Genomic DNA, 7075 nt, shown 5'->3' on the forward strand with positions numbered 1-7075 from the left:
TGGTTATAAATTGCTAAATAAATAATAATAGGGACTACGTTTTCTAACAGGATCCTTTTTTATGGCATATCCAAAAGCAGTACTGGCTAAGCCGGTAAGTGCAAGCCTAGATTGTACATCGCATGATGCACTTATTATTATCAGCAACGACTTTTCTCATTTACCAAATACGCCACTGCGTGATGCAATTTTAGACCAAGCCCAAGTAGACTCTCGCATAGGCAATCAAGTCACCTTGTTAGTGATTGCCGGTAAACGTGTCGTGTTAGCGCCAACAGGCCCTTTAAACAGAGATTATGACGACGTTCGTCGTTATTTTGATGCAGCCAAATTAGCCATTAATGAGGCAAAAGCATCAGGTAGTGTTAACCCTGCTATTTATTTACCCGCTTTAAATACGGATAGCCGTTATCAACATGCTCTTGAAGTGGCTTACTTAGGCGCATGCCAAGCATTATGGCAACCCCTAGAAGCGCGTGAGTTTCATGGTCAAGGTATTGAACCTATTACTCAAATAGGCTTAATTGATGCCAATGAGCAAACAATCAAAGCAGTCAATGCGTTAGCTGCGGGGCAATATGCCGCACGTGATTTATGTGGCACCGAGCCTGAACGCATGGCCCCCCCACGTTTTGCAGATTACTGTACTGAGTTATTTGAAAACAGTGCGGTGAGCGTTGATGTGATTGATGATTTAGCTGCCATTGATAAGCATTACCCCATGCTAAGTACCGTTGCTCGCGCATCGTATGCGGTAGAGCGTCATCATCCACGCGTTGTTAAACTTGAATACGTGCCTGAGGGCGAAGTAACCCGAACACTGATGTTTGTTGGTAAAGGTTTAGTCTATGACACGGGCGGTGCAGATTTAAAAGTCGGTGGTTTTATGGCGGGCATGAGCCGCGATAAAGGCGGTGCGGCCTCGGTTGCTGGATTTATGAAAGCAGTAGCCGATTATCAGCCTAAAGGGGTTAAAGTGATTGCCTTTTTAGCGGTTGTACGCAACTCTATTGGTTCAGATTGTTTTGTCCCTGATGAAATAATTACTAGCCGTGAAGGTGTGCGAGTACGTATTGGTAATACCGATGCCGAAGGGCGTTTAGCTATGGGGGATTTACTTAGTGAAATGAAAGATTTAGCTAAAAATGAAATAAATCCAACGTTGTTTACAGTGGCAACCTTAACAGGGCACGCTGCGCGCGCGATGGGGCCTTATGGCGCATATGTTGAGAATGGGCCCGCGCGTAGTGCTAATATTTCACGCCAATTAGCCGATTGTGGTGATTTATGGGCTGACGGTGCTGAAGTGTCGCGTTCACGCCGTGAAGATTATGATTTTATAAAACCACGCACTTTAGCTGACGATGTGCTTTCTAGTAATAATGCGGCTTCTGCTGTCACAGCGCGCGGCCATCAATTCCCTATGGCATTTTTAGCTGTGGTAGGTGGATTAGATAAGCATGGTAATGAATCTACTTTACCACTTCCTTATGTACATATGGATATTGCTGGTAGTGGCGTTGAAGGCGGCGACTGGCAACATGGTAAACCAACTGCAGCGGCAGTTAGCAGTTTATTTGCCCGCTATTGTTTATAATTTTCTATAAATAATCCTAAAAAGCCCTGAAAATCAGGGCTTTTTAATTGGTGGAAGATATTTATTATCCGGAGTTCAGGTTAACTAAGCTTAAAGCGCGATACCACGCTTGATAACTCAACACTGCTTTGTTTGAGTTTGTCGCTAGCGCGAGTTAAATCTTTGGTGTTACCCAATGATTGCTCTGTAGATTGTGATAAATCATTAATTCTTAAATTCACCTCGTCTGCGGCTGATGTTTGCTGCTCTGTGGCGCGAGCAATTTGGCCGTTCATATCGGTGATCACCGATACCAGCCTGTCTATTTCATCAAGTGATTCATTAGCTGAAGAGGCTTGTTCAACCGTAGAAATAGAAATCTCTTGGCTAGATTTTACCGCTTCAACTGCAGCTTTAGCTCCTTCTTGCAGCTTAGCTATCATAGCTTGAATCTCATCAGTGCTTTTACCTGTCCGGCTGGCAAGTGTTCTTACTTCGTCGGCTACAACTGCAAAGCCTCTTCCATGTTCACCTGCTCTTGCAGCTTCAATAGCAGCGTTTAGCGCTAAGAGGTTGGTTTGTTCAGCAATGCTTCTAATAACATCAAGTACCGAGCCAATATTATTACTTTCATTGGCAAGATCGGCGGTTACTTTGCTCACGGTCTCTATATTACTAGAGAGGGTTTCAATGGCGGTAATGGTTTTCGACACTACATTTTTACCCGTTGATGCATTACTAGCAGCATCATTTGCGGCTTGCTCAGCAGCTTCGGCATTACGGCTAACATCATGAATTTGATGAGTCATTTGCTCCATTGCAGCGGCTACTTGGGTTGAGCTGTCGTTTTGAAGTTCAATGAATGATTGGCTGGTTTTGCTAGAATCATCGACTGCATGGGCATGCTCGTTGACATCGTTTGCGCTTTTGGCAACCAGCACCAAAGACTCTCTAATTTTGGATACAAATAAGTTAAATGACCGCGACAGCTGAGATATTTCATCATTACCACTATCATTTAGACTGCGGGTCAAATCTCCTTCACCTTGAGATATATCTTTCATCATTTCTGCTGCTAATCGAGTTGGCGTTAAAATACTGCGACCAATAAAGTAGCTAAAAAGTACGACAACGACGATCATAATCACAACATTGATAACGATAATGGTACGTTGCTGCGAAAAGGTGTTGTCTATGGTATCAAGGTAAACGCCCGAGCCGATGATCCATTGCCATTGATCAAAACCTTTCACAAACGCAATTTTATCTACGGGTTCGTCGCTGCCGGGTTTTGGCCACTTGTAAGGCACATAGCCTTCGCCGGATTTTTTAACAACATCAACCATTTCAACAAACAAAGGGGTGCCATCAGGGTCTTTATTATTCGTTAAATCTTTCCCTTCAAGGGCTGGTTTAATTGGGTGCATCACCATGGCTGGCTGGTAATTGTTGATCCAAAAATAGTTAGTATCATCGTAACGCAATGAGCGTATTGAGGCCATCGCTTGAGATTGTGCTTGGGCGCGGGTGAGTGTTTGGTTTTGTTCAAGCGCTGCGTAGTGTGTAATGATGCTATATGCAGTTTCCACCACATTTTTAGTTTTTAGATATTGCTCATTTTTAAGCGATTTATATTGATTACTTAAACTCGAAATACTCAATACAATTAAACCAAAAATCACAATCCCTACCAAAATGACTAGACGTTGAAATATAGTAAAACGACGAAGGTTTGGCATAAATTTATTCCCGTATCAGAGCATTATTTCTCTTAAATAAGCATAGTTAAAATATAGGCTAATACGGTTTTATTTTCCTTATATTGTATTTTTAATACTCTCTTTGTTAACTAGTTTGCGTGAATACAATAAAGAGAAAAGGCCGAACTTTTACTTAACAGACGCTTAAAGTGAATTTTATTATTGTTTGTTGACGTTTCAATATAGCTTATTTGCATAAAAAAAGGCTGATACTTGCATCAGCCTTTAGTCTAATAATTAACCCAGTTTTAGTTACTTTGTATTAAAATTACGGTTAAAGAAGTTTGTAATAGTTTGATGTAAATGAGTTTGAACTTGTTTACCGCGAAGGCTATGTTTTGAGCCCGGGTAAGTCATCATTTCAAACTGTTGATTGTTATCTTGCAGCTGTTTAAACAATTTAGTGGCATGGGTAAATAATACGTTGTCATCGGCCATACCATGGTAAATCATTAATGGGCCTTTTAAGCCTTCAGCGTATGGGAACACCGCACTGTCGGTATAACCTTTTGCGTTAGTATCAGGGTGACCTAAATAGCGCTCGGTGTAATGGGTGTCGTATAGAGCCCAGTCGGTAACCGGAGCACCAGATACACCCGCGCTAAAGTAATCGCCTGCTTTAAACATAGTCATCAGCGCCATGTAACCGCCATAGCTGTGGCCATAAATACCAATGCGAGCAGGGTCTACGTAATCAAGGGTACGTAAAAACTCAACGCCTTTGATTTGATCCGCCACTTCTACAATGCCTAAGTGCTTATAAATTGCATCTTCAAACTTTTTACCGCGATTGTAAGAGCCTCGGTTATCAAGTTGAAAAATTACATAACCTTGTTGCGCCATGTATTGAAAATATAAATTTTTACTGCGCCAGCTATTGGTTACTCGCTGAGCATGAGGACCACCGTAAACGTTGACAATAACCGGATGCTTTTTACCCTTTGCCATATTTGCTGGTTTAAATAAACGGTAATGCATAATTTGGCCGTCTTCAGCGGTAATTGTTCCGTATTCGGGCTGGGCTAAATCAGTTAGATACGGGGTAAGTGGGTGAGAGTCATCAAGCTTATTCTCTTCAAGCCACGTAATAAACTCACCATTAATTTTGCGCAGTGCAGCTGAATTTGGCTTATTAACCGATGAGCTATTATCAATGAAAGTTTTATTATCTTTAGCTAGAACGACATTATGGTATTGGCCTTTTTCAGTAATGCGCTTCATACCCCCTTTTTTAAATAAAGGCGCACTGTATAAGTGGCTTTCAAGCGCAGTATCTTTACGTGCAGCAAAGTAAACAACGCCATTTTTTTCATCTATCCCTTTTAGGCTATCTACGACCCAATCACCTGCGGTAATCTGGCGGATAAGTTGGCCGTTATTACGATATAAATAAAGGTGCTTAAATCCATCGCGCTCTGAGGCCCATACAAAATGCTTTTTATCTTTTAAAAATTCAAGGTCAAAATGCAAGTTGATCCAGGTATCACTTTTTTCAGTTAAAGCAACGGTTTGCTGTTTTGTTTTAGTGTTGTAAAAACGTAATTCTAAGCTATGTTGCGAGCGGTTTTGCCATTGATAAGAGAGCGTATTGCTGTCGTTTAGCCACTTAGCGCGGGCAATATAAATATCTTTATCGTCGCCTAAGTCAATCCAGTCAACTGCTTGATCATTAAGCTTTACCACCCCAAGTTGAATGTCAACATTATTGGTGCCAGTAAATGGATAACGCTGGTTAAATAGTTTTACTTCATCAGCATAAATTTCGTTACGAATCGCTTCTTGAACAGGGCTTTCATCAACGCGAGTAAAGGCGATTTTAGATTCATCATTTGCCCACCAATAACCGGTCATACGGCTCATTTCTTCTTGCGCCACAAATTCGGCCATGCCGTTTTTAATTTCGCCACCGCCATCTTTACTTAACTGAATTTCTTTACCTGAAGCCAGCTCTAGTGCATATAGGTTTTGCTCTCGGATAAAGGATACGAAATTTCCTTTTGGAGAGAAACGCGCATCGGTTTCAAATGCGTCTGTGTTAGTCAGCTTTTTACTATTTTTAGCATCTAAGTCATAGTAATAAAGATCGCCATTAAGAGGAAATAACAGTGCTTTCCCATCTTTTGACCATTTATATTCAAGGATACCTTTTCCAAAAATACGTTGGCGTTCGCGGCGTGCTTTTTCTTCATCGGAGAGATTTTCTGGGCCTGAAAATAACTGCGCCGAATCAACTAACAACCTGTTGGTATTATCTTTTAAATTATATTCCCATAAATCGTAGCGGTTATAGTCATCGGTTTTACCTTGTAAGTAGGTAACCCGGCTACCATCAGGCGAAAACTTAAGTTGTACCGGAGATTTGCCTGCTAAGCTCGGATCATCAAATATACGCTCAAGCGTTAGCGGCTCAGCTTCTGCGCTTAATGCGCCCGCGAGTAGGGGAATTGCCAGTGAGAGATGTTTTAGTTTTTTTAACACAGGATTGCCTTTACTTACATAAAATTATCTCGATGGTAAAGCACAAGCGTGTGCAACTGCAACTAAATGCTATAAAGTGTGCGGTAAAATAATCTAAGGACTTTAACATGAGCAAAACATCATTTACCTTAGCACCTGAACTGAAAAGAGATTGTATTGAACTGGCTGATTGGCCACTTTGTAAGGTGTTGCTATTAAACGACAGCCAATATCCTTGGTTTGTATTGGTCCCCAGAATAGCGGGTTTAAAAGAGATTATTGATTTAACCGAGCAGCAACAAATTACTTATTTACACGAGTCAGCGAAACTCAGTCATTTGTTAATGGAGGTGTTTAATCCTGATAAGTTAAATGTAGCCGCATTGGGTAATATGGTGCCACAACTACATATTCATCATATCGCGCGTTTTAAAACAGATATTGCGTGGCCTGCGCCGGTATGGGGCAAGTTTCCGAGTGTGCCTTATACTAATGAGCAGATAGAGCAATTAAAAGCGCATTTTTAAAAATCAAAATGAGTTACTTTGAGGGGATAGTATGAAATTAATCAAACAACTCTGTACAAGTGTATTTATTGCAGCCATTGCAGTGTCAGCAGTGATAGCGGGCGAGCAGCCAGTAGCTATAGATGTGGTAAATAACGCTAATATTAAAAACTTTGCAGCACATAACAACTTAGTTTTTTCAGCAGCGCAACCGACTGATGAGCAGTTTAAGCAACTGTCACAAGCTAATGTTAAGCATGTTATTAATTTACGTGCAGCAGATGAGCAAGACTGGGATGAAGGCGCGTTAGTCAATTCTTTAGGAATGAATTACCACGCAATTGAGATTGCAGGTGCACAAGATATAAACATCGACAATGCAAAACGATTAGCTAGCCTTTTAGAAGAACTTAAAGGTGAGTCAGTGGTTGTTCATTGTGCGAGCAGTAATCGTGTTGGTGCGTTAATGGCTATTTCAGCCCATCAACAAGGTGCAGATATAGAGTCTGCGATTGAAACAGGCAAGCAGTGGGGAATGGCAAGCCTTGAGCCGGTTGTTCGTAAAGTGATGAGTGATAAATAATTAGACTGATAAGTAATTAGGGTCTGTTGACCTTTCAAGGTTGAATTTGCAGCAGTCTGTTTGGTATTTAGGCAAGGCAGAGCCTATGTGGTTATTCCCCATAAATAGGCGATAATGCAGCATCAATGCCAAACAGGCGCTGCCCGAAGGGTTCTGCCTAGGGGCGATTTACTCTTTGTTGCCTACATGGATG

The 7075-nt window shown here is 41.4% G+C and carries 5 protein-coding genes; 3 read left to right on the plus strand and 2 right to left on the minus strand.

What is annotated here, in order from left to right; genetic code table 11:
• Window positions 1-61: 61 nt before the first annotated feature.
• Complete coding sequence (locus AAEY57_RS12705; protein ID WP_350608012.1) at window positions 62-1597, plus strand: M17 family metallopeptidase; 1536 nt, start codon at window positions 62-64, stop codon at window positions 1595-1597.
• An 80-nt stretch (window positions 1598-1677) separates the two neighbouring features.
• Here the strand turns inward: AAEY57_RS12705 and AAEY57_RS12710 are convergent, their stop codons facing one another.
• Together AAEY57_RS12710 and AAEY57_RS12715 are read right to left on the minus strand one after the other, a co-directional pair.
• Window positions 1678-3315 (minus strand): methyl-accepting chemotaxis protein, encoded by a 1638-nt coding sequence (locus AAEY57_RS12710; RefSeq protein ID WP_350608013.1) that lies wholly within the window; start codon window positions 3313-3315, stop codon window positions 1678-1680.
• A 273-nt stretch (window positions 3316-3588) separates the two neighbouring features.
• Window positions 3589-5814 carry a S9 family peptidase gene (locus AAEY57_RS12715; protein ID WP_350608014.1) on the minus strand — a complete coding sequence of 742 codons (2226 nt, stop codon included), beginning with the start codon at window positions 5812-5814 and terminating at the stop codon, window positions 3589-3591.
• A gap of 107 nt (window positions 5815-5921) precedes the next feature.
• On the opposite strand from AAEY57_RS12715, the gene AAEY57_RS12720 reads away from it, so the two are divergent.
• Window positions 5922-6320 (plus strand): HIT domain-containing protein, encoded by a 399-nt coding sequence (locus AAEY57_RS12720; RefSeq protein ID WP_013464220.1) that lies wholly within the window; start codon window positions 5922-5924, stop codon window positions 6318-6320.
• A gap of 31 nt (window positions 6321-6351) precedes the next feature.
• Window positions 6352-6882 carry a protein tyrosine phosphatase family protein gene (locus AAEY57_RS12725; RefSeq protein ID WP_138560923.1) on the plus strand — a complete coding sequence of 177 codons (531 nt, stop codon included), beginning with the start codon at window positions 6352-6354 and terminating at the stop codon, window positions 6880-6882.
• The last annotated feature ends 193 nt before the right edge of the window (window positions 6883-7075 follow it).

It is taken from the genome of Pseudoalteromonas sp. MER144-MNA-CIBAN-0113 (assembly GCF_040308965.1).
GTDB lineage: Bacteria > Pseudomonadota > Gammaproteobacteria > Enterobacterales > Alteromonadaceae > Pseudoalteromonas > Pseudoalteromonas tetraodonis.

Coding starts and splice junctions, on each gene's coding strand:
- AAEY57_RS12705 (WP_350608012.1), top strand. CDS start 62: ATGGCATATCCAAAAGCAGTACTGGCTAAGCCGGTAAGTGCAAGCCTA.
- AAEY57_RS12710 (WP_350608013.1), bottom strand. CDS start 3,315: ATGCCAAACCTTCGTCGTTTTACTATATTTCAACGTCTAGTCATTTTG.
- AAEY57_RS12720 (WP_013464220.1), top strand. CDS start 5,922: ATGAGCAAAACATCATTTACCTTAGCACCTGAACTGAAAAGAGATTGT.
- AAEY57_RS12725 (WP_138560923.1), top strand. CDS start 6,352: ATGAAATTAATCAAACAACTCTGTACAAGTGTATTTATTGCAGCCATT.